The sequence below is a fragment of the Pedobacter superstes genome, assembly GCF_037622515.1.
In the GTDB taxonomy this organism is placed as follows: domain Bacteria; phylum Bacteroidota; class Bacteroidia; order Sphingobacteriales; family Sphingobacteriaceae; genus Paradesertivirga; species Paradesertivirga superstes.
Genome location: NZ_JBBJCN010000008.1, coordinates 42,507 through 67,810 on the forward strand (window position 1 = coordinate 42,507; position 25,304 = coordinate 67,810).

Here is a 25,304-nt window from a genome sequence, read left to right on the forward strand (position 1 = left end):
GACAGCAACAAGGAAAGGCCTTACAGTGTCCCTTCCAGATTGCGGACTGAAATAGCTTAAATCAAATCTGATTACTCATGTATTGCATTATTCGTGTCAGTTTACCGGACTGAGCACCATTACGTCCAGAGCAGCACCCGAGACTCTCGATGCTTGAGCTACAAACTTTATTCGCTTATCGCCACTCGTTATAAAGTTATAGGTACCGATCACTACATTTTGATGAAAGGTTGTACCCGCACCATAATTTAACACCCCACCTATTTTATCTTCATTGTGCATTAGCTGAAAGTCACCGCGGCTACCGTTCTTATAATTTATTGCGAAACTATATTTCCCTTTTCGCACATTTCTGACTACCGTTACCAAAGAATCGTTTGGCGAATCAGGCCCAAAAAACAGGTGGACTATAGTTCCGCCCCGTGGATGATTAAATTCGTTAAACAGCCGCCAGTTGCCCGAAGCCTGGGTCGTAGGTGCAGGTGCTGCTGTAGAAGAAACACCGGTTACTCCAAAGGCAAAATTTGTTGCTGTACTAAAACTGTGTACAATCTGGGTGCGCGGAATGTCAGGACGAAAAGCCAGGGGTTTATCTACGTTATGCAGAACCCCGTTCCTCATAATCACATCGCTGGCAGAGAAATCAGTATCGTTATTAATAAGCTTAGGTGCGGCAAGATCGAAATACAGATATTCGTTTCCATTCAAAGAAAGAATTGTATTTCCCCAGGTTTGATTAACTTTTATAAGAGGTATTGCAGGAGTAAGCAACGAGTAACTGGAACTAAATTCACCTCCTCTAATGATATGGTATTTCATTAGCTTTTTCAACTCATCCAGAGGCATATTATCAAAGGTTGTGATTCCAGCCGCTTGCAGAACTCCGTTAGTCTCAGCGAATAAGGTTAATCTTATCCTTTCATTTAAATGATTTGTCAGATTAGTAAGGGTATCCATTAAGCCGGCCCGGTGTAAGCCGCCAATCATTATACTATACTGATCGGCGTTTTGCGAAAGAAACTGCCCGATGGTTAAGGTCGGCGGATCTAAAACTCCATCCATTTTATGAACAAAGCCGTTTGCAAATTGGATATCAGTTTCGTACACCTTCGCTTTACCGTTTGCAACAGAATTAAACTTGTACCCTTTTGATACATCAAGGGTAATGTAATCACCTCTCCCTGTAGGTACCGGCTGAGGGCCCTGTATAAATTCAGCCGCTTTGAGACGTGTCGGGAGAATATGATAGGCCATAATGGTTTTCAATTCCTCTGCCGAAAATTGACTCAGGCTGCTTTTTCCGGCATTGCGCAAAAATTTCTTAAAACCATTATTATCAGGCGCAAAGAACGTGAACGGCCCGAATGTATTAAGAGTGCTAGCCATTTTGGTTATTTCCAGGGCCTCAACAGTAAGGCTCAATGATGTGTCCTGACGAAGCATATCCATCATCAGCACGCTTCTATTCTGTTCCTGGAAGGAGAAGTCTTCTTTCTGACAAGCGTTTAGAGCAACCACCAGGGCAAGTACTGTCGTCATGCTGAAGGCCGCTTTTATTCCGCTAAAGAATGTCTTGTATTTTTTCATAATCATAATTTTAAACTCAATGCCATATTATTTACGAAGGTTATCTATAGTAAGAGGTCTGCACCAGGTTGGGGTTCTTGTTCAGCTCATTTTGAGAAATAGGCAAATACCATCCCCTTGGGTCGATGATGCGCGCACGAATTGACTTACGGTCACCAACAGGACGGCTCAGGAGAACCTTATTAATTAATACCTCCGGACGGCCATCGTTTTTGGCTACCCTAAGCAAATCAAACCACCGTTTACCTTCCATGGCTAGTTCCATAGCCCGCTCGTTGAGGATAACATCAACAAGGAAACCTGTATCAGGATCAATGACATCATCGAAAGGATCCAGACCAGCACGCACACGTATCTGATTGATTAATACTAAAGCCTCGTTTCTTTCGGCTACACCCAAATGTGCCAGCGCCTCAGCCCGCATTAATATAACATCGGCAAGACGGTACACGATAAAGTTAGGATCGTTGGTTGGCCTGCCGATATCCTGGTTATTAAGCCCATGGTATTTCCAGAAAGATCTTCCGTTACCCCTGTCTACAAATGTGTTTTTGATCCCCCTAACAAGATCATTCTCCTGGGTAAAAATAGTGTATAGCGTATTATTGAGTTCAAAGCTTCCGGCAACACCTTTCAAACTATTATTTTCATTCAGCCTGAAATCGAACTGAACTTCAAAAATGCTTTCTCTGCTGTTTTTCTGGCCAAACATGTTAAACCAGTTCTCGGCAGTCATAAGGGAATACAGAGCATTATTATCAATTACCTTTTTAGCTGCGGCTGCAGCCTCAGCATATTTGGCACGCCATAAAAACACGTCGGTTTGCAAGGCATTAACAGCTCCTTTCGTCACCCTCCCTCTGATTTTATCGTTCGAGGTATAGTCTGCGTTAGTCATTTTTTCCGCCAGTATTAAATCAGCTTCTATCTGATCAAGAATTGTTGATGCGCTTGATTTTGGCAGCCGGTAGTCTACTTCATCATTAGCGGGCGCCTCTAACATCAATGGCACTTCATCGAACGTTTTAACTAAATAAAAGTAACCAAGTGCTCTAAGAAAAAGGGCTTCACCTACTATCGCATCACTTTCCTGCTGGGTAAAACGCTGATCTAAAGAGGGAATTTCCGGCACCGCCTCAATCACTGTGTTCGCCCGGGCAATCATCAGATAAACGTGGTCCCATGTAAGAACGGGCTTAGTGATATCGAACAGATGATCGTAGAGATCAGTTAGATTAAGAGCATTAGTAATGGCGGTAGCATCCGTTCCAGTTGGTGTAACCGCAGTCACTAAATCTGCACGGCTTTCTCCCCAATTTAAAAATTCGTCAACATTAAGCTGAAGCGCGTCATATACACCTATGATAGCCGCGTTTGCATCCGCTTCAGTTTTAAAGAAGTCCTCTCTCGTTAATGAGTTACCTGGCTTCTGGTCCAGAAATTTTTCACAACCGCCGAAAAAGCTGGCTATACCGCAAAGTACAAGAGCGGTTATCCATTTGTTATTTTTTATGATATTCATTCTTTTTTTCGTTAAAGGAACATTATACATTCGCTCAATCTTAAAACCTTAGATTTAAGCCAAGGGTTGCTCCCATTGTCTGAGGAGTGAGTCCGCGGTCGATTCCTATAAAGGCAGGGTTACTGCCGACTCTTATTTCCGGATCTGCACCAGTGTATTTTGTCCATGTAAAAAGGTTATTCCCGGTAATAAATGTATCAAGGCCTTTTACTTTGAACTTCTTCAATAACTCTGTGGGAACTCTGTAGCTTAATGTAACAAACTTCAGCCGCGCGTAAGAACCATCTTCTATCCAGCGGGAAGAACCATATGTGTTCCTGCCATCTTCCCGAAGAGCTCTTGGCATACCGGTCACATCGCCCTGTTTGCGCCAGCGCTGCAGGGTAGTCACTGCCTGGTTATTAGTATTAATCATGCTTTCAAGATTGTAACGCATTCCGTTGATGATATCGTTACCATATTGAAACTGAATAAAAAACCTCATGCCGAAATTTTTGTAACTGAATGAATTGTTCAACCCTCCAAAAAAATCCGGATTGGCATTTCCAATTAATACCCGGTCTTGTCCATTTATAATTCCGTCGTGATTGAAGTCTTCATAAACAGCATCTCCTCCTTTGAACGAAAGGCCTGTTTCGCTATCAACTTTCATAATGCGGGGCGTAATTCCGTCAAGCTCATAAACAATATTTCCACCGGCATCTTTGACAGTCGCATCAGAATCGTAAGCATAGACACCTTTAAAAACCAAACCATAATATGTACCAAGTGGATCTCCTTCCTTAACCTGCGAGGAGAAACGTGCGTAATTATCTGTAAGATTTAAAGTCCCACCGGGCAGCGATGTCACCTCATTCTTATTATGCCCGATATTAAAGGTCATATTCCAGGTGAAGTTACCTGGCTTTTTAGCCCGGATGGCATCAAAGCTTAGATCGAACTCCATACCCCGGTTTCTGATGGTCCCCAGATTGGTTAAGTAAGAATTGGCATTCCCGAAATTAGATATCCAGTTCCCGGCCAGGCCGGCCGAACCCGGAACAGTGAGCGGATACAGAAGGTCTTTCGTATCCTTATTATACCATTCCGCCGTGATCAGAAGCCGCTTCTTAAATAACTCCATATTAAGCCCCAGGTTGGTAGTTTCACTGGTTTCCCAGCGAAGGTTCAGTAACTGAGGATTATTTTGATTTACTCCGTTCTCACCTCCATAATTACTTCCGGAAGTAAACTGACTGATATAGGCGTAATTAGCAATATTTGAATTACCTAACTGTCCCCATGATGCTCTTAATTTTAAATCATCGATGAACTTCAGCTTTTCAAGGAATTGCTCACCTGAAACCCTCCAGTAAGCACCAACAGATGGAAAAACAGCATATCTGTAGTCGTTGCCGAACTTAGAAGAGCCGTCACGTCGTACCGTGAAGTTAAACCCGTATTTGTCGTTGTATACAAAATCCGACTTTGCAAAAAGAGATACAATAGTTTCTTTGGCACGATCACTAACCGTTTGGCGATAATTTGCGGTAGAGCCGATTGTACGCACCTGACCTGAAGCTGATCCCGATCCGCTTATAAGCAGCCGATCAGAATTAAATGTATTAAAGGTGCTGCCTAAAATAATTTGAGTCTTAAGCTTCTCTTTAAAAAGTTTGTGATAAGTCAGGTAATTATCTACAATCATTTGCACCCGCTCATTCTCGCGTGCGTCTACCCTGTTAAAATTTGAATTGTTCCATATTTCGCCTGTAGCTTCGGGAGGCAGGAACAGCATTCCGCTTTCTCCGAGAAAATCGATCGATGCATTGCTCCTGAATTTCAATGCTTTTGAAAGATCATACTCGCCATAAATATTGGGTTTTAAATTTGTGCTGTATGCATCGTTACTAACAGTCAGGGCGTTGGCCAGAGGATTGTCAGTTCCGCTTACCCCTGGCAGGGAGAAAAAAGTAGAGAGAGAATTTCCATTAACATCTACGTCATAAGCGGGCATAGCCGAAGAACGGATCAGCGCAACTTCATAAATATTTTGGAAGTTGTAATTGGTATAGTTATTCACTTTACTCCTCGCGAATGAAGTATTGGAACCAAAACGTAACCTGTCGGACACATTATAATCAAGATTAAAACGCCCCGTAAATCTCTGGTTGCCGGTATTAATCATACTTCCGGTTACATCTGTATAGGATGTACTGAAGCTATAGCGCAGGCTTTCGCCTCCTCCGTTAACCGCAAGGTTGTACACCTGATTAAATCCCGTTTGTTTCAGAAGTGACATCCAGTCGGTATTAGCCTGGTAATACTGATACATGGGATAGCTGGGATCATCAACCAGGGGCAATAATGTTGCACCGCCGGGATTAATATTACCGAAGTTTTGCTCGGCTTCCAAACGCATTACTTTATAAGCAGAACCATCAAGCACAGGAATAGAAGGAGGGCCCTGCTGAAGGCCGAACTGTGTATTGAATGCAATGTTCGTAAAGCCTTTGCGCCCACGCTTGGTGGTAACCATAATTACTCCCCCGGCAGCTCTCGCACCATAGATGGCAGCGGCATTGGCATCCTTCAAAACATCAATACTTTCTATATCCATCGGATTGATATCGGCAATCGGATTAATCCTGGCCACATTCGCTCCATCATTCGTATTATCAAAGGGAGTAGAAATGATCGGCACTCCGTCTATTACATATAGGGGATCATTTCCTGCGGCCACCGAACCGGCACCACGAATGCGGATATCCACTCCGGCTCCCGGATCGCCCGAGTTAGAAGTAATCTGAACTCCTGAGGCTCTTCCCTGCAACATCTGGTCGATAGAGGTAGCGGGTTGCTCAGCCAGCACTTCGGCTTTCACCGTTGATACCGCACCGATAATATCTCTTGGACTAGTGGTCCCGAAGCCTGTTTGCACCTTTTCTTCTCTCTTACCTACTACTGCTACTGCTGCCAATTCTTCAGAAGCTGAACTTAGAGATATATTGATAACGGTCCTGCTCCCAATATTCTCCTCCAGGGAGTTGAACGTGATGTAAGAGAATCGAAGTTTGTTCTTGATATTCGATACTCGTAATGAATAATTTCCACTTTCGTCGGTAACGGTGCCACTTACCTGACGATTATTTTCGTTTACTTCCACGACGGTAGCACCAGAAAGCGGCAAATTGGCGGGCCTTTCGGTGACCTTCCCTTTTATTAGTGCAGATTGCCCCATCGCAGTCTGACAAAAACAGAACAGGGCCAGCAAAATACAATAGCTCTTTGCAATTTGTAATTGTTTCTTCAACATATTCTTTTTATTTAAAATGTGCCATATGCGGCCCGGTATTATATGATAAACTCAATCAACCCTATTGAAAAGGCAACAAAACCTTATCAACCTTATATACATACCCCTTCGAAGCAGGTCCTACTATTAGCGCCGGAATTTGAACCGTGGCTACAACGCCTCCCTGACTTCTTACCGTGGTTGCACCATTACTGGTGGCAAAAACCAGTTGTTGGGTATTGCCTAGATCACTGTCTCTTGTACCTGTTAAAGCAGCCTGATTCAGGTTCGAATTGATTAGATGATGTCTTACAATAGTATTAAACTGAGTCGCGGTGAGTTGGGCTCCGTTTAAGACGCGTTTTTCTACATCCAGTCCTGCTGCTTCAAATGCGGCATTAGTCGGCGCAAAGAAGGTACCGTCTTTTGAGGTGAGTGCCCACTGGCCCATTACACCAGCCCGTTGCAATGCAGCCATGAACATCGAGAGATCAGGGTCTGTCATTGCCTTTCCAACGGCGCTTTTTAATCTGTCTGATTCCGGAAAGATTATATTAATCAGGTGAACAATTCCGTTACTCGCTTCAACATTCTTTCTTATAAATCTCGAGTCGGGCAGGGCCGGAAGAATTTCACTATTGACGGTCCTGAGTACAACTGGCCTTGCTGTCAGTTCGGCGGCTGAGATTTTTCTTTCAGATAGAAAATAAGATTCGAGTACTGCCTCGGCATATGACGGGGATAATAATGTTATATCGTTTCCAACCCTGGCCAGTGCCGGAGCAAGGAAGGGATTTAACACAGCGTTAGAGGGGATTAATACTGTTGTATAAACTGGATCACCTCCCTGATTACTCACTGCATTATTTGCGCGATACTCAAGTGAAGTATTTACCTCCGACAGGAAAGGATAGGTCTTAAAGAAAACTGAGTCTATTCGCCCGTCACGATTTCTGTCGAAACTATTTCTGCTGTCGTATGCGCTGTCAGCAGTTAGCTGCATCAATTGATAGAATGTGCTGTTTACAAATTCCGGATCCTTTTGAAGCACTTGTTCCAGATTAGGAAGGGGGACTAAAACCTGACCGATACCATGAATAACCCCGTTGTCGGCATCTATATCTCTCAACGTGTTTATAACAGCTACATCATTTATCTTTAACGTATTCTCAGTAAGAACGTCAATTTTAACAAACTTTTTGTTTCGGGTGAGGTATAGCTCGCTCTTTGCATCACTATTGTACCGAGCCTTCAGATCATAGTAATACCACATGTTATTAACAATATGAAAGCTAAGAATTTCGAACAATTCATCGGGTGGAACATCGGAAATTGAAGTATATCCCCTTGTAGTGAAGAAATTTTGAAAGGCCTCGTTCGTCGGCGCGAAAACTGTATATAAGCCTCCCTTATTCACGAACTGGTCAATTTGAGTACGCTCTAAGCCTTCGACGAAAATACTAAATTCGGGATTGTCTTTGAGCTTGTTATAAAGATAACCGCCTTTCGGCTTTCCGTTGTCCCAATAATCATCAAACCCGTCTTTACATCCGTACAATAGAACAGATGAGAATAACACCACGGCCCATAAGGGGCTGGAGAAGAATCGTCGTTTTAAATATCTCAACATCTTATTTTAAATTATTATAATTTTATTCTAGGTTATATTGGTATCTACATCGGACAATTACTATTGAAGCAACTAAATAATTGAGCAGCTAAATCCTGTCATTTATTCTATTATCTGCACTCATCCCTTTCGTAGAAAAAATTCGGTTTCTCCAGGTTTCATCCGGATTACGACCAATAAAGGAATGACAACATTTCAAGCACCTTGCTCTCACCACGCATCAGATCGAATACAAAATCAGGCTGTTATATATTTGGTTTTTTATTACCCATGATATAGCATCCTCATCATCTCTGGTTTATTGGTCTGGTCTATATCCTCAAATGTAAACCCTAAAGGAATTGGCTTCCAGAAGTTTTGTTCAAATCGATGCAACGAATGTGTCTTTCACGCAAATGCTTGATAATAAAGCATTTAAATGCAGAAAACAACTTCACAACGTCATTTTTGAGAATAGCTTTAAAGCTTTGGGTGAAGAAGGAGGATAATTTGACTAACATCTCTCAGGTACCGATAAAACCAGTCACACCGCTTGTCTGTCTGTCGCGATAAAATCAGTGAGAATTCGTTAATTTGACTTTGCTTTATTCGGCACCTTTCTCTTTAAACTTATAAATTCTGAAGGCAGCATATCGAATTTAGATTTAAATGACTTTGCAAAATAATTGGGTGTTGGAAAACCTACCATATAAGCAATCTGTGCTATGTTCATATCACTTTTTTCAAGAAGGACTGCTGCTTTATCCAGCTTTACAGAACGAATGAATTCCACCGGCGACAAACCTGTTAATTCTAGTATTTTATGATATAAAGTCCCTCTGCTCATTCCTACATGCTTGCTGAGGTCTTCAACGGACAATCTTGGATCTTTCAGGTTTTCCTCAATGTATAACACTACTTTCTTCAGCAATCTGTCGCTGTAAGATTCTATAACAAGCTCTGGAGTCTGAACTTTAATCTGCTTGGTGTACGTATTTTTTAAGGTCTGGTTTAGAACGAGCAAGTTTTTAATCTTAGCGTTTAGAATTTCAAAATTAAATGGCTTGGTCACATAATCATTTGCTCCTGTTTCCAGTCCTTTTATCTGCTCTTCCTCGGCGGTTAAGGCTGTTAGCAGTATAATCGGAATATGACTTGTTCGCTTGTCCCCTTTTATTTTCTGGCACAGCTCAATTCCGTCCATCAGGGGCATATTTATATCACTGACAATAATCTGGGGATGATTTGCGAGTGCCCTCTGCCATCCCTCTTTGCCGTTTGGCGCTTCATATACTTTATAAAATTCTTTTAAATTATCTTTCAGGTAAAATCTAAAATCATCATTATCCTCTACGAGCAAAACAGATGGTCTTTCCAATTCGTCCGATACAACATCAGCAACCCATTGGTCTTCAGTTGCTCCGGGGGTATATTCATTGTCAGTCTGTGGCAGGATGCCTGAATCCTTTATAGCTACCTCATCAAGAGCAAGAGGAAGGCGAATGATAAAACTACTTCCCTCTTCAGGTATGCTTTCCACGTTAATGGATCCTCCATGCATTTTCACAAACTCTTTCGTAATTGATAAGCCGATGCCACTACCCTGGTTCAAAATTGAGGCGGCTGTGTCATGCTGAAAAAAACGATCAAACACTTTCTCTTTTTTATCCGCAGGAATACCGATCCCTGTATCAGTTACTGTTATCCTGATCCAGGAATCTGCGGAGACACCTGTACTCTCCTCTTTATCCACCTCCAGTGTAATCGTGCCACCTGAGTGGGTAAATTTGAAAGCATTAGATAATAAATTAAAGAGTATGCGCTCTATCTTATCGTGATCAAATGAAGTATTGAAGGTCTCTAAATGGCTTTTAAATATCAGGCGGATATTTTTCCGATCGACAAGATCTCTAAAGGAATCAAAAACATCTTTCAGGAAAGACACCAATTCACCCGCCGACAGCTGCAGCTTAAGTTCCTGCTCCTCCATTTTTCTGAAGTCCAGAAGTTGGTTAACCAGGTTCAGGAGTCTCCTGGCGTTTCTTTTTACCATCGATAGCTGACCCTTGGTGCGTTCATCTTTCGGCTCGGAAAGCATCTTTTCGACAGGCCCCATTATCAATGAAATAGGTGTCCGAAACTCATGACTCAAATTGGTCAAAAACTTGATTTTGAGCACATCAAGTTCACGCAGGCGCTCTGCTTCTTTCCGCTCCTGCTCAAATCTGAACTTTCTCTTCAACTTCTGAATACCCCGATATCTTATATAAAACATTGTTCCTATAAATGCCAGGACATAAAATATATAAGCATAAGCAGTTAGCCAAAATGGTGGCTTTACATGAACGCTGATTGTTGTGGGGTTTCCCAGGTAGAGCCCATTAACATCTCTGGCTCTCACTTTAAATACATACTCTCCCGGGTCGAGATTAGTGTAAGAAGCGGTTTTGGAAACTCCGACATCATTCCAGTCTTCATCGAACCCTTCCAATTTGTAGGAGTACCTGTATTGCTGAGGCACTGTGAAACTGAGAGCGACGAAATTAAGGGAGAAATTTTGCTTATAGTCGAGATTAATATCTTTGGCCACGGATATATGCTTATCAATAGGAGATCCTTCTCCTGGAGTAACCAGGGTATTCTCCACCTTTAATTCCGTAATTAAAACGGGGGGCGCATTTAGCTGAGGCCTTATGTTTCTGGGATAGAAATAATTGAATCCATCCACACCCCCAAAAAACAACTCTCCCCGGGAAGTCCTCAACCCGGCCCCGGGGTAAAAGTTACTATTTTGAATCCCATTATAAGGGCTATAGTTCGTGAACCTCTTTGTTTTAAGGTCGAAGCTGCTTATGCCACTGTTTGTACTAAGCCACAGCTTTCCCTGCTTATCTTCCAATATTTTGTGCACCACATCATTGGCCAGCCCATCTTTTTCGGAAAGAGTCTTAAATTGCTTTGTTTTCTTATCGAACAAACTCAAGCCACCGCCAAGGGTTCCTACCCACATATTCTGATACCTGTCGCACAACAAGGCATTCACATGATTGCTCGGAAGTTTGCTATTTGCCCTGTCATAAACTTGCGTTAAGTTTGTTTCAGGGTTTATAACAGCGATACCGGTTCCATGAGAACCAATCCACATATTACCCGCCTTATCTTCCTCTATCGCTCTGATATATCCGTTGGACGGCAGGCGAATAGCTCCATTCAAATTAGAACTCTTGCTGTAAATGCTGAAGGTTTTATTCTTTGGGTGATAAACATTTACTCCTGCTCCGTTTGTACCTATCCATATATTCCCTTTTGAATCTTCTTTTATAGAAAAGATGTTATTGTCACTTAAGGTGCCAGGCATACTTCCCTTTAAAAACTGCTCAGAACTTCCCGTTCGTGGATCAAAAACAAAAAGGCCGTCCGAATAGGTTCCAATCCATAGCCGGTTGTCTCTACTCCTCTCAAGGGCAAGAATGGCCAGCTTTCCTGATGCAGTCTTATTTTTAGATTTAAGACTTAAATGTTTGAACAATTCTGTGCGGCGATCGAATAAATTAAGCCCTCCTCCGTCAGTTCCAACAAAAACATCTCCATTTTCGGCCTCAGCAAAAGACGTAACAATAGAAGCGCTTAATCCTTTCGCATCAAAAGGGTTACTTTGCTTCAGATTAAAGAGATTGAGATTTTTGTCGTACTTATTTATTCCTCCCTTGAAGCTGCCGAGCCAGCAAATCCCCTCTCGGTCTATATAGACGCATCGTACTGATTTATTTGTTATGCTATATATATCCCGGCTATCTGGCCTATATTTTGCAATTTTTCCTGAATGCGGGTTAAAAATATCCAAACCCTCCTCTGTACCGAGCCACAATTTCCCATTTGGGTCCGGAGCAATAGAATAGATATCATTACTGCTTAATGTTTTCAAATCGCCTTCAATATGCCTGTAGCTTATGAAACCTTTTCCATCAGGCCTCAGCTTACTCAAGCCACCCGATGTGCCGATCCAAATTGTGCCATTTTTATCTTCAGCTATACTTCTGACATGATCAGCCGCCAGACTTGCTCCATCTTTAGATGATGAGTACCGATATCGCAAAAAAGAGTTCGTTTCTCGATTATGCAAAAACAAACCGCCGGCAGTTCCTATCCACATCCTGCGCTTGCTGTCCTCAAACAAACGAACTCCGCTCTTACTTTGCAGAGCTGTGCTACGAAAAGGTTCCGTTTTAAAGCTCGAAATTTTTTTAGTTCTTGCATCCCACACACTCAAGCCAGAACTACTTGATAACCAAATCCTTCCCAGGTAGTCGCTTTGTATATCCCATATTATATTGTAGCTACCTGCAACACCCAGATGGGACCTCAAATTTATAAAGCAATCCTTTTGCCTATCGTACAAGCTTAGTGATCCGCCGTTGGTTCCAACCCAAAGATTGCCAGTCGGGTCCTCATGAATAGCCGTGATATTATTGGATTGCAAACTATTCGTATCTGCAGAACTGTGCCGGTAAACCGTAAAATTGGTTCCATTGTATTTATTTAAGCCATCTTCGGTGGCAAACCACATCAATCCGTAGCGATCTTTGAGGATAGCGGTTACTAAATTGGATGAGAGCCCGTCTTTTGTTGAGAGTGATGTAAAATTGATCTTTTGCTCTTGCGCGATTCCAGACTGGGGTGTAGAAAAAAACCAAAAAAACAAAAGAATAGTTAGTTTTAAAATTAATCTGTTTGGCATGCTAAGTTCGTTAATTCACCGATTCGTCTATTTTAAACGTGCCTTAGGTATCGGTAACCTAAATTCTATGATGGGTCTTTTTCCCACGACAACAATAGTTAAAGTTACTAGAAACGTAGGTGCAAATTGGTTTTAACAAAAATAAAAAAAGAAACAGGAAGCCTCTAAGAACAAATGTTCAATATCATGTTATATACGTTCGATTACGCCCTTATTTTAAATAAAAACGGGCACCTGAATCAAAGCAGAGTGCTTTTACCGGATGTATTGAGAATTATTAGGTATACTTATTGCTTAACCCGGAGCGCCTGCAATATCAGGTAAGCGGTAAAAAAGAAGATCTGCCGGATGTTAAGGAGCTTAATGGCAAGAGGTATTCCCATTTTAGTGTAGGTTGCAGGCGAGCATTGTCCAATAAACACCCTTACCCATCCCAACTTGAATGGTCCATTGCATTTGTTCGACAGCTATGGCTGGACGACACCAGTCTTCAGCTTAAAAAGCTAAATGAAGTTATAAAATTCTGATTGTTTATTTTACGAGAAATCAGGTTTTTATTGAACAAACGTGCTAATTATTTGCTCGATGAAGGCAGGCTGCCCCCCCCTCACTCCACTACCTTTGCTATACAAAAAGATACAGAGATATCTATAAAAAAGTCTCTCCTTTTAAAATTGGTTATATATCGCCCCAACCCGGGGGCGATTTTTTTATAGCTGGGCATAAAAGGCTTTAATTCCTGTTTGCCATTCTACCTTAATTCACTTCGACATCTCTCTACGACAGGAAAACAGCTCTTGATTCGCAGGCTGAGCGCTTTAGATTCTTCCTATAACGGAAACAACAAACAAGGCATGTAATATTGCCATCGATCCGCAGGCTGGCGTAAGAGAATCGTTTTAAATTCCCCCTCCCGTCGAAATGAATGCTGGCGGTAATTGACATTATTACAGCACCATTCACAACAGTTAGACAGATCGCTTGAAATCTTAGTTTCCTTCCCGTTTATTCGGAGATTCTTCCATGAAAAGATAAGACTTTTTATACCCTCCAAAATCGACTACAATTTTCTCAAAGACAATCCCCGGGTCTAAAGGGGCTATAGTAAGCAGCTGAGCCCCGTCATCCGTAGCCGGAATATCAAGCTTAACCATTTTCTCCACCACCCGCCTTGCAACCGTTGGGTAGAAAACCGTATAGACATTTTTTCTATCTTCATTTAGGTCCGAATTAAAATTGATCACTTGTTCGCTCCCTCCTTTAAAGCCCACCTTATATCTATGTCCGCTTTTATCATGAAAAGCCAGGGTCGACTTCACAACGATATAGACATCGGCTGAACGTACATCTTTTGGCAATTTCATCTTGTAAGAAATTGCAGCGTTTGTTGTTGGCTTAGAGTAAGGCATAACCGCAACACCACTTAACGTGCGTCCCATAAACGGAATAATCGTCCACTTGGCGCCGGGTGCATTCCTGCGGTCATAAAAGTGCTCGGCTTCGATTGACACATAGCCTTTATCAGCCGAAAACACATAGCTGCCGGTTGCTTCCTCTGCATTTTTTATACGATATACCTGCGGCATTATATTTTTAGGAAAATTGTCGTTCCATGAAGTGTATCCTATATGTTTTTGATCCATCATATGTTTCCACTTCCCACCAGACATTACGTTGTTATAATCGTAAGTTAACAAAGAATCACGTCCGAAGGTCTGTTCTACTTTCTCTGCCCAAAAATTCGCTGCAGGGTTTTTATCAGCAAAAAGCTTATGGTTCATTGCCTGGGCGTAATACATTTCATAAAGGTTGGCCATTGCCTGAACAGGAAAGAGAATTATTTGTTTATAAGCATCTCTATACTGAGGTTCCAAAGCCATATACTGTCTTAAAGCTTCAACTTCAAGTTTAAGATACTCATCGGAGACTTGTTTCCATTCTCCTGTTTCAAGGTTATATGTATTCCTGTCCAGCATTTCGGGAGTTACCCTTCCTGCATACTTACTGTAAAGATTTAAAATGCGCATAGCTTCATCAGAATGGCTTTGGCCAAACTGTTGAGCACAAAATTGGCGCGTATGGGTCAATAAACTTTCAACAGTGAAGCGTTCCGGATCCCAGGCCATATCCAGAAACAGGGTAATCGGATACTCCATTGGCTTTAAATCGCCCACATTAAGCACCCAAAGTTTATCAACTCCATAATCGTAAGTGAGTTGCATTTGCTCCCATATGTTTTGTATCGGACTTACGTTCAGCCATTTGTAATTGCGCGGAGCACCAACATAGTCCACATGGTAATACATTCCCCATCCTCCCTTATGTTTCCGCTCGTCTTCATTGGGCAAGCGTCTTACGTTTCCCCAGTTATCGTCGCAAAGCAGCATGATAACATCGTCCGGCACACGCATGCCCGCCTCATAATAATCCAGTACCTCTTTATATAGGGCCCATACCTGAGGGGTTTCCTTAGCCGGCTTTTTGGTTACATCTTCGATGATCTTTCGTTGATTTTTGACAATCGATTCCAAAAGCCCAACATTACTTTCTTCAGACATGGGTTCGTCTCCGTCTCCCCGCATTCCGATAGTCACTATGTCTTCGGTCCCTTTAATCCTCACTATGCCTTCACGAAAAAAGTCGTCAATTACCTTTTGATTGGTGGCATAATTCCATGCTCCGAATTCATCTCTTTTACGGCTCCATTCCTGATGGTTTCTGGCCATCGGTTCATGGTGAGAGGTTCCGATAACCACTCCCATTTCCTTAGCCAATTCACTATTTTTCGGATCATCCTGGTAAAACGCCCAGGCCCACATGGCAGGCCACAAATAATTTGCTTTCAGGCGAAGAATCAATTCAAAGACGTGTCCATAAAATTTATGGTTGCCGTAATTGGTTCCGAATGAATTTTTCACCCAATTTGCTAAAGCAGGGTGTTCGTCATTCAGGAAGATGCCGCGGTATTTTACTTTCGGAGATTCCTGTATATAAACTCCCGGTTTAACAACCAGCGTTTTATTTTGTAGAACCGGTACGTCCGCCCACCAATACCATGGAGAAACTCCTATTTTTTCTGAAATATCATAAATCCCAAAGATAGCACCCCGTTTATCACTACCTGCTACAATGAGGTTATCACCTACGGTTTGGATTAAATAGGACTCCCACTGTCCCTGGATGCGGGAAACATCAATCTTCTTGTCGCTGATTAGCCTATCGATCAGCTTACTTTTACCAATGGTGCCAACAATAATACTTCCCTTAGCCGGGCTTCCTCCGGTTACAACGCGGGAAGCTATGCCAGAAACCTTCCGAATATCGTCGCTAAGATCACCTGCCGCCCGTATTACACCAGCCCATTCGTTACCATCGAGGTAAATGGTCGCCGAATTTCCATTCTTCGCAATTTCAAAACCCCGCGCAGATGGCAGCACCTCGATATATTGTGGCAGACCGATCACACGTGTTGCGACAGGCTGAGCACTTGAATAATTCCACAGGAATAAAACTGCTATAGTAAGGATTAATTTAATTTTCATACTTAATTCTAATGAATCTAAACTTTGTATTATTGAACAGTGCCAAAAGCAATCATTCTCCCGGCTGCATTTTCGATTTTCTGTGTCTGTGACCTCAAAGTATAGTGCACACCCCCGGCTCAAAACTCCCGCATCGAAACAAAAACCTCGTTTAACACATAATTCTAAGCGATTGTGTGCACATTGTTGTATTCACTTATCAGCATCGCTGAAAAGTGTATAATCATAATTGAGCATGATTTTAATTGGAATTGAAATACAGGAAAATCATAGCATTATATTATGATGCAAAGGTATACTTAAGGAAGAAACGAGAAGCGCACAAATGTTTAGATTGATAGATCAAATGTCCCCCTATCCGGCATAATCATAATTTAGGCCGCTCGAACACTATCTCAGAACGGTCCTTTTAGAAAACAATCCGTTGTCGGGCTCTTGCATTTTGAGATATTCTGCTCTTGAGTAAGCCTAATTATTAAGCCCCGCAACCGCTACTGGTATTTCATCAAATCAATACTTCTCACTCCTGGCCTAACAGATAAAATAGCTTATTGAATATTGAACTCCCGGAGATGGACCTTTGAGATTGTTGCTTCTGACACTGGAGAGCTGACCTTGTTTCTTTAGAATCAACAAATCGCGATGCGGTCAACATAAAAAACATTCGTTCTACAAATACAACGAAGTGTGTTATTCCTTTTGTTCTCAGCGGGGTAATTTTGATTGTTGCCTGGTAGGCTGTCCCCCACAACGCAATTAAACCTAAAACCAGATAATTGCAGGATGCGCCTCCACTTCAATTCCATTTTTAAACCATACAATTATGAACAATTTTTTACGATGTATTATTGCAGCAACAATGTCCATGCTTTATTACCATGGGGCATTTTCTCAAACCGAATTCATTTACGATTTCAACTCAGCGCAGCCTTTAAATGGCATCGAACAGTTATCGGGGACGGTCGAAGTAGTATCTCTTACAACTCCCACAGATAATGGTGTAGCCAACAATACGCCATTGCTCCGTCCGAAGACAGTGGGTTCTCCTAATGCCACAGGTGTAACAAACCTAAGCTCTTTTCCGGCTGGCTCTGACTATAGCATAACATGGAAAGAATATGTTACGCAGGGCAATACCAGTTATAAAAAAGGTTTCTTGTTACGGGGAAGCGGAGTCGGAGCTTATGCCACTGGAATGAAACGGGGATATTATTTCATGGTACAGAATAATGGAACTACCGGTTCTGTTAATTTCAGGATACTTCACTCTTCGGCATCAGGAATTTCGGACCTGAGAAATAGTGGTGCAGTAACAATATCCGGCTTCGGTATTAACAAAGCTTGTTGGTTTCGGGCTTCCGTTACAGACAATGTACTCAAATTTGAGTACTCAACGGATGGAGTAACCTTTGTTACCGGAGCAAGCTATACAGATCCTGCAAATCTATATTCTGCCGGAACGACTCAACTGGTATATGGTATTGGAAGTGGTGCCGGACAATACTGTTACGACGATATCAAATTCAAATCCACCACCTTGGCCAATTCAACAATAACAATAACAGGTAGTTCAAGTTATCTTTACAACGGCACGCCGCAAGGGCCGACGGCGATAGTTCAGGGATCGACAGGTCCAATTACCTATGCTTATTCCGGAACAGGATCTTCCGTTTACGGACCTTCCTCCAAACCTCCTGTGCTTGCAGGCACTTATCAGGTAGTGGCCAGTGTTGCCGCGGATGCGAATTATCGCGGAGCCGTGTCGGATGCTTTCGCATTTACGATTAATAGTAACCCTGAAATGCCTTTAGCGGCAATGAGACGCCCTCTTTCACCAACCAGCCCCATGTGGTTAATACATGCGGATGTATGGGCTCATCAACCGCAACAGGTTATTGATCTGATTCCAGAAGATATTCGCCCCTTCGTGGTAATAAATCTCTCCATGTCGACAAGTGTCCTCGGCTCGCACCGGGGTTACGAAACTGCAGAATCATGGTTAAATACATGCGCACAAAACGGTATCTGGGCAATGGTTCAGCCAAGTAGCGGTATAGAAAACTCTTTCCCTTCTGATACTGCTTTAACTACATACGAGTCACTTTATAAGAAATACCCCAATTTCATAGGATATAACTTCTGCGAACAGGCCTGGGGATTTAATTCCAGCACCTTCTCTTCACGATTGAACCTGTTTACCAATTTATTGGCTATGAGCCACAAATACGGAGGTTACCTGTATGTGAATGACAGCTTTTCTCTGTCCAATGCTCCCTTTAATTCTGTATCAAAGTTCAAAACAAGTGCCGAGTTCGCAAATGCCACCAGGGTGTACAAAGAAAATATGATTTTCGGCAATAAGTTTACCAGCTCATGGGCTTATTACGATAACGAAAGCGGAGCTTTAGGAGCCTTCTTATCTGGTCATGCCGGCAATTACGCTATCCGGTACGATCAGTATTCATGGGGATGGTCTGGCAGAGGACAGGTATTTGGACCGGAAACAGTTGGAGACCGTAATGCTGATGGAAATCGTTCTGTTTTTGGATGCCCCGAAGCTGTTATGGGAGTACCGATAGTTGAACATTTAATGTTATCCGGCGCTACTGTTATTGATGGGCCCGAGGTTCCCTGGATGTCTACCTTATTTGGCCCCCATCGTTTACCTGCTTTTAACAATATGGTTGCGGATGTATTCCGAAAAGTTTTAGATGGAACCATTCGAATTCCCACTGTAAATGAGGTAGCCGCCAGAACTAAAGTGGCATTCGTTAACGATGTAGATGTGAATACCACCGATTCGCTTTTTTCGGGCCTGTATGCTATGGATGGTTCGTTGAAAACCAACAGAACATGGTTCAAAAAGACCGGTCGCTACGCGCCTATTCCTCAGTTATTTTCGGGAGATGCTTATGAAACCTCACTATTTTCGGGGGCAAGCCTTGTAAAAAAATCACAATACAAAACCCGCTGGCCCAATGAACAACAAAAAATAGATGAATTTAACAGCCTTTACCCTTCCGAATATAAGGGCGATATGTTCGTGAGCAGGCTGGAGAACAGCTTATATTCTTATAATCCATGGATTAATAAGGATGTTGTTACCACAGCTTCCATCCCTTTAAAATACAACACCTGCGACAGTATCGCCCTTTCCTATCCCGCACACACCTTTAGCGTCATAAACGAATCCGGAAATAAGCTTCAGGTATACCTTAATAATTACAGGACAGACAAAAATCAGCTTTGGACAGAATATCCTAACGATTTTTCCTGGTATACCTTACAGAATACCATCCTGCCACAATTTGCAGTCAATCCTACCGATGGCACCTTTCGCACCAGTGTGATAAAGATATATGGCAGTACCAGCCAGCCCTCCTATGCGCTTAGCGAAAGAGGAAGTCATAGAGCGAGTATCGCAAACGCGACCTGGGCCAACGGAATTTTCACCTTAAGCATCAGTCATAATGGCCCGGTAGATCTAACAATCGACTGTGCCGGAAGCGCTACAGACAGAGGTACTGCGCCGAACGTTTCAACTCCAAGTTCACCCCTTCAGCCAATGGCTTATACTGGCGAAAAACAATATGAAGCTGAAGGTGCAATTATAACTGCCCCTGCTGCTACTGGCACCAATCCTAAAAGATATCATGGTACAGGATTCGTCAAATTCTCAAGCACAACCTCTTCATCTTCTTCTGTTAAGTTCCAGGTCATTAATGTGGACACAGCCGGTACTTATGCTTTAGACATCAGGTACTCTGCCGCCCTCGGAAATGTATCCAAAGTTGACGTACTGGTAAATGGCGCCAAAGTAAACACTCCCACTTTCCCTGCCACAGTTAACGACAGCACCTGGGCGGTTTATACACAAAAGGTGAGCCTTAACGCTGGGCAGGGCAATACCGTGGAACTGAAAGCTAATGCTTCGGGCGCAATGATCAATATTGATAAAATTTATCTGTCTAAACGATCCTTCCCTTTTGCATTTGTATCTGTTGATGCTGTTCAAAAAAACAGTTCACAGATTCAGGTAGACTGGAGGGTAACCGAAGAACAAAATCTATTGCGGTATGAAATCCTTAAAAGTACGGATGGCCTTAATTTCAACACTCTTTATACGGCTAATGCAAACAATACAGGCGACAGCTACTATGTCAATCTTGATAATGCACTCAGCGCCGATACAAACTTTTACAAAATCAAGGCAATTCATACAAATGGAGCAGAGACCTATAGTACCGTTGTCCGGCTTATGTTAAAAACCGCCGTGCTCGTTCAGGCAGAATCCGGAGCACCGGGTTCGGATTGGGAAACAGCATCAGCACAGAATGTAACCTATATGACTGCGAAAACAGATGTTTTAAACACAGCCTTTCCGGGTAACAGCTCTAAAGTAATTACCTGTACTGTCTCTTTTGAAAAGCCGGGCAGCTACGATTTATACGCTAAAATCTGGGTAGGCCCCGGGGCTGCAAATGATGATAGCTATTATTATGGCAAAGGATTTGGCACTAAAAACCCTGCAGCGGACAACAATGAATGGGTCACCTGCAACAACTTAGCAGGAGTAGGTTATACTGCCCTAAACGATGTGGTGGCAAATGCCGGAACCACCGGCGCCGGTGTATGGAAATGGATTAATGTTTCAAAATTTAGCGGAGGAGAGGCTCCTGTATCGTTCAGCGTTCCTATGGGAGAGCTGAGTCAAACCTTTCAAATTGGAGCAAGAGAAAACGGCCTGCAGCTCGATAAATTCGTCTTTGGAAATTCCAACCAAAGTTTTACAGTAAAAGAGTTAGATAGCTTGGCTCAAGCAAACCAGGCTCCTGTTATTGCTCCTTCTCAATCGTTTACTATCAACGAAAACGCAAGTCCTGGCACCCCTGTGGGTACAGTATCGGCAAGCGATGCCAATGCTGGCACTGTAGTGAAGAGCTGGCAGATTACAGGAGGAACAGGTATGCCTTCATTTACTATCGATTCTGCCAGCGGCTCCATTAAGGTCGCAGAGGGTGCGATTCTCGACTTCGAAAGCAGCACCTTTCACTCATTAACAGTCAGGGTTAGCGATGGTATATTACATAGCAGTGAAGACACAATTACGATTAACATCACAAACGAAAACGACAATACACCTGTAATCGCTTCTCAAGATTATTCTATTAGCGAAAGAGCAACCAGTCAGACAATCTTGTTCCAGGCCAGTGTTATCGATGCAGACGACATAAACCAATCAGGTTACTCCAAATTAGCCTGGCAGATAAGTGGAGGCACCGGAGCATCTGTTTTTACAATAGACTCTCTGGGGGCAGTGAGATTATCAGAAGGTGCTGCCTTAGACTTCGAAAGTCTTACCTCATATATTATAAAGGTTAAAGTAACTGACGGAAAAAAAGAGAGCCTTGAAGGAAGCCTGACAATTAATTTAAGCAATGAAAATGACAATACACCTGTTATCGCGACGCCGGAGAGCTTTGCTATTGACGGAAGTTCGAACAATATCATAGGAACATTAACAGCTTCGGATGCTGACGATATCAATCAGCCGGGATTCAGCACAATCCAGAACTGGACCATTACAGGGGGAACAGGTATGTCCGCGTTCGCTATTGATGCAGCTACCGGACTAATTACTCTTGCTTATCCGGAAACAATTCATTTCAATACCATGTCTTATTCTCTGGAAGTGAAAGTAAGTGACGGACTAAATTTGAGTGACTCAAAAACAGTTAATATCACAATTGCCGACAAAGTCAACATTTGCCACAATGGAGAACTAATTAATATCTCAAAAACCGCGGCGCTTGCTCATATTAAACATGGTTGTAGGTTAGGCCTGTGTAGCAGCGGGCCTGCAGCGATAAGTATTGTTAGCCCTATTTTGTACCAGCCTGTTGATTTTCAGCCATCAATTGCTGTTTATCCAAATCCTGTGCAACACCAACTTCAAATAGATTTGGTTTCTGAAACAAGAAATGTACGCCAAATAGTGATTATGAATTCAATCGGGCAAACTGTGTTGCAACATGCTATAAAAGGCGAAAGTTCAGTTTCATTAAACGTAGAGACTCTCAAAGCAGGCATCTATCTGCTAAAAGTCATTGGAGATGACGTAAAAACTTTTAAAATCTTGAAACATTAAGGGCTTACATGTATGAGCGAAAAAAAGCTGCCGGTTGAATCCCGGCAGCTTTTTATCATCTTAACCCCCTTTACTTTTATTTTTTTTACTGAGTCCTCGCAGATTCTTAAGTCTAACGCTTGCCACCAACTTTGTGGAATTTATCTATTGAAGGGCTACATCTAACATGATCGTTGCGTACTTCCAAAGTTGACGGTGAATGCTCTAGACCATAAAACATAATGGTGAGTCCGTGATGCCCTTCTAGAATTCAGCAGGATTGAAGGTTTGGAAGAAGTTTCTGATGAGTGTATGGGATTGGAGACTCTATTCAGCAACGCCGTTTCTAAGCTCTGGTTTCAGGGCCTGTGGTAAAATTGAAACTCAAGCCCAAAATGATTAGGGCCTTACTACTATTGGGATTTCAAAGTAAAATCGTGTACCCTGTTTATCACTATTTACACCAACATGTCCGCCATGTCGTTTGATGATTTCTGCAGAAATATATAGTCCGATACCCAGTCCCGGAAACTTTTGCGAGGAACTTTGAACGCGGTAGAACCGATCAAACACCAGCGCTTGCATTTCTGCTGGTATCCCAATGCCAAAATCTGTTATCGTTATACGTACATTTCCCTTATCCAAAGCTGTTGACACAAGTACTTTATCTGCTTCCGGTGAGTATTTAATAGCATTTGACAAAAAGTTTCCGATCACTTGCTCTAAACGTTGGCGATCGCTATTAATAATTGCAGGAATATTGTTTTCGACGATCACTTTGTGTGTAGAAACACCAACTTGTATTTGTGAAACAACCTCATTTATCACTTCGCTAATATCAAATTCGCTAAAATTATATAACATCTGCCCGGCCTGAATTTTACTTACATCCAAAAGATCGTTCACTAAAGCAGTTAATCTGTCAACCTGTGTGTTTGCGTGTTCTACAAAACGGATTGCATGTCCGTTATCACCTCTTGTAATTGATCTTTGAAGAATTTGCAGATAAGCCTTCATGGAAGTTAAGGGCGTCTTAAGCTCGTGACTAGCTACATCCATGAACTCGTCTTTTTTTCTCATCAACACCTCAATATCTTTTCTGTCCTTTTCCTGCTTTATCAATGCATCATTGAGATTCAATCGCATCAAGTCTATGGTATTAGCCAATTTCTCTGCTTTGGCAGCCGTTTTTTCAGCCAGCTCGGTGCGTATTCGGGCGCTCATCAATTCCTGCTCCTTCTTAAACAGTGATATCAGAATTGGTAAGATCTCTTTCAAGCCGGTCAGGTCAGTTTCACAAGGCTGTCCGCCCAATAAAACTACAGCAGAATGAGAAGGACCGGCTATTCCCACAGCAGGTTGCAAGGAAGCTTTGTCGGGAAAAGGCAACGTTCCTGTATGAAACTCCTGTGCAACGGTCTTATCCAGAAAACTATACCATTCTTTTCCATCCGGAATGGTTTGCTGGAAACCCGGAGCTGGTAAAAGGATATTAATTTCAGGGTCCCTTATAAATATTATAAGACTGCTGCCACCGAAGTATGCTGCCAATTTCGAAGCAGAGTGCATACGATCAAAGCTTTCGCTTAATCCCGAGATTAGCTCTAGTATCATTATTCAGGAATCACGCATACTACTGCTGTACAATTTTGAAACCCGCTAAACTGTCCGTTAACTCTCGCCACTTGACCATACGTGTTACAACCAGCATAGTTTACCCCGTTTAGGGTTTCCTTTACCTGATTCAGTTCAAAATCGAAGGTTTTACCCATTCTGAGCCTGGTAGCCACACAATCAAAGAACAAAGCCACATTGGGCTTATGATCCCCAATCTGCTCAATGGCATTTTTCGCGGCAAGCATTGCTGCTTCCTGCGAGCAACTATTATCTGTTGCCATAAAACTTACATAGACCCCATTGGGTACATCACTGGCCATAGCAATCGCCCCCTCCGGAAGTACTGCTAAGGGAACCCGAAGTTTATGGTCTCCGGCTATTTCTATACCGATGATATTATGTAAAAAAAAGGGAATAGGTTGATCTACATCTAAATGCTGTCCGGTAACCTTCGCATGTTCGAGAAATACTTCTATAGCCGGACGTGCGTTTAAGCTTACCAATGTCATTCCATCGGATTCGGTTACACGCATCTTCTCACCTACGGGCCTCCAGCCATGTGCCGCTCCTACTCCAATTGGCTTATTAGACAAAATTTCTAAGATCACCGCCGAATCGGGGTAAGCGTTTGTATCGTGAAATATATGTGTACGCTGAAAGTTTGCGTTATCACCGGCTCCGCCACCGAAAAACTGATACTTGCCTACTGTTTTTTCAGTCAAGAGATCAATTAATTCGTCGGTATATCCCGACAAGGCATCTGCGAAAATCATGGCAGAATAATATTGATACTGAGAGTCGTGTATGTCCGTCAAACTTCCACTCAGTTTTTCTGCAACACGGACCCGATCTTCCTTGATTCCCTGCGCAACTCCAGCCGTGAATTTCAAATCAGTTGACTGAATGGCCACAGCACACGCAGAATCGGTCCCGAAATCGTTAGAAGTAAATTCACCTGCAGAGGAACTTCCCACAATCACTTTAGGATTACAGCTTTTTTTCAATGCATTTAGAAAAGCTGAATAATCATATATTGAAGATGCAAATACAATTACAACGTCGGGAATCACCTCATCGAAATTGTCTTTGATTTTTTGTCCAAGTTCTCGTCCGGCATTAGCACCGTCATTTAATTTGGTAAAAACTACTGCAGATCGAGTCATGTATATATACGTGAAAAAATGTTAAGAATTTCCCCTCTAAACATACTGCTGGATTCTTTGTTTCAAAAAGTCACCGGTCTTTTAATTAAACTTGCCTAAAATTTTCCGAATGTCCGATTGAAGGT

The 25,304-nt window shown here is 42.4% G+C and carries 9 protein-coding genes; 1 reads left to right on the plus strand and 8 read right to left on the minus strand.

The genetic code is table 11. From position 1 onward, the window contains the following. Positions 1–96: 96 nt before the first annotated feature. The 6 genes from WG906_RS17255 to WG906_RS17280 all read right to left on the minus strand — a co-directional run bounded on the left by WG906_RS17255 (position 97) and on the right by WG906_RS17280 (position 16,272). Positions 97–1,587, minus strand: coding sequence for a fasciclin domain-containing protein (locus tag WG906_RS17255; RefSeq protein WP_339994087.1), 1,491 nt, complete (start codon positions 1,585–1,587; stop codon positions 97–99). Between the two features lie 40 nt (positions 1,588–1,627). Continuing rightward, on the minus strand, positions 1,628–3,109 hold the full coding sequence (locus tag WG906_RS17260; RefSeq protein WP_339994088.1) for a RagB/SusD family nutrient uptake outer membrane protein: 1,482 nt from the start codon (positions 3,107–3,109) through the stop codon (positions 1,628–1,630). Positions 3,110–3,149: 40 nt separating this feature from the next. Then, complete coding sequence (locus tag WG906_RS17265) at positions 3,150–6,404, minus strand: SusC/RagA family TonB-linked outer membrane protein (protein ID WP_339994089.1); 3,255 nt, start codon at positions 6,402–6,404, stop codon at positions 3,150–3,152. 61 nt (positions 6,405–6,465) lie between these two features. Beyond that, entirely contained in the window at positions 6,466–8,013 is a 1,548-nt protein-coding gene (locus tag WG906_RS17270; protein WP_339994090.1) for a fasciclin domain-containing protein, read from the minus strand. 568 nt (positions 8,014–8,581) lie between these two features. Then, positions 8,582–12,730: a hybrid sensor histidine kinase/response regulator transcription factor gene (locus WG906_RS17275; RefSeq protein WP_339994091.1), complete on the minus strand. Its 4,149-nt coding sequence runs from the start codon at positions 12,728–12,730 to the stop codon at positions 8,582–8,584. 989 nt (positions 12,731–13,719) lie between these two features. Continuing rightward, a complete protein-coding gene (locus tag WG906_RS17280) occupies positions 13,720–16,272 on the minus strand; it encodes a glycosyl hydrolase 115 family protein (RefSeq protein ID WP_339994092.1) in 2,553 nt (850 codons plus the stop codon). Between the two features lie 823 nt (positions 16,273–17,095). On the opposite strand from WG906_RS17280, the gene WG906_RS17285 reads away from it, so the two are divergent. Continuing rightward, positions 17,096–22,420 carry a glycoside hydrolase family 98 domain-containing protein gene (locus tag WG906_RS17285; protein ID WP_339994093.1) on the plus strand — a complete coding sequence of 1,775 codons (5,325 nt, stop codon included), beginning with the start codon at positions 17,096–17,098 and terminating at the stop codon, positions 22,418–22,420. Between the two features lie 378 nt (positions 22,421–22,798). Here the strand turns inward: WG906_RS17285 and WG906_RS17290 are convergent, their stop codons facing one another. Both WG906_RS17290 and WG906_RS17295 read right to left on the minus strand, forming a co-directional pair. After that, positions 22,799–24,013, minus strand: a complete 1,215-nt coding sequence (locus WG906_RS17290) for a sensor histidine kinase (RefSeq protein ID WP_339994094.1) — start codon at positions 24,011–24,013, stop codon at positions 22,799–22,801. Beyond that, complete coding sequence (locus WG906_RS17295; protein ID WP_339994095.1) at positions 24,013–25,179, minus strand: FIST signal transduction protein; 1,167 nt, start codon at positions 25,177–25,179, stop codon at positions 24,013–24,015. Before WG906_RS17295 ends, WG906_RS17290 begins: the two co-directional genes overlap by 1 nt. Between the last annotated feature and the right edge of the window lie 125 nt (positions 25,180–25,304).